Source organism: Brasilonema sp. UFV-L1 (genome assembly GCF_012912105.1).
In the GTDB taxonomy this organism is placed as follows: Bacteria; Cyanobacteriota; Cyanobacteriia; order Cyanobacteriales; family Nostocaceae; genus Brasilonema.
Genome location: NZ_QMEA01000298.1, coordinates 1 through 938, shown reverse-complemented (window position 1 = coordinate 938; position 938 = coordinate 1). Strand labels below are relative to the sequence as shown.

1 pseudogene is annotated in these 938 nt (G+C 47.4%); it reads left to right on the top strand.

Annotation, left to right across the window (positions count from 1 at the left end):
* Positions 1-101: 101 nt before the first annotated feature.
* Positions 102-917: pseudogene (locus DP117_RS34250) on the top strand (formylglycine-generating enzyme family protein); the annotation flags it as partial.
* Between the last annotated feature and the right edge of the window lie 21 nt (positions 918-938).

The following is a 938-nucleotide window of genomic DNA, read 5'->3' as shown; positions in this document are numbered from 1 at the left end:
GCAAGTAGTTTTGCCAAGATTTACTTAGGTTTAAGGCTTACTGCTCAACCGCTATTGTCGGACAACGGCTTTTGGAAGGTGGTTTTAGAGAAAAAGTCCCATCCCTACAAACCTTTGACTTTGAAACTGTCACTGTTGATGCACAGGGAAATATTAACAACCGCAGCAACCGTCAGGCGAAATACTTCGCGCAAGACTTGGGGAATGGTGTCACCTTGGAGATAGTACAGATACCAGGTGGTAAATTTCTCATGGGTTCACCAGCAGGGGAAAAAGAAAGACAGTCAGACGAAGGACCACAACATCCAGTCACAGTTCCTGGGTTTTTTATGGGCAAGTATGAAGTGACTCAGGCGCAGTATCAGGCAATTATGGGTAATAACCCTTCCGAGTTTAAAGGAGAAAAGCGTCCAGTGGAAAAGGTCAGTTGGAATGATGCTGTGGAATTCTGCAAACGCTTAAGTCAGAAGACGGGACGCACCTACAGACTACCCAGCGAGGCAGAATGGGAATATGCAGCTCGTGCAGGAACAACTACACCTTTCTACTTTGGTGAAACGATTACAACTGATTTAGCAAATTACGACGGAACGAAGACTTACGCCTCTGGACCAAAAGGTCAATATCGCCAACAGACAACAAATGTGGGAAGTTTTCCACCCAATGCTTTTGGTTTATATGATATGCATGGGTTAGTTTGGGAGTGGTGTCAGGATGACTGGCATGACAATTATCAAGGTACACCCACTGATGGCAGTGCATGGTTAACGAGTGGTAGTACAAATGTACAAAAGCTGCTTCGTGGCGGTTCGTGGAGCATCGATCCGGGGAATTGCCGCTCGGCGGTTCGCGTTGGGAACTACCCCGACCTTCGTGACGACGATCTCGGTTTTCGGGTGGTGTGCGTGGTTGCGTGAGGACTTCCTTGCCCTTTGTTC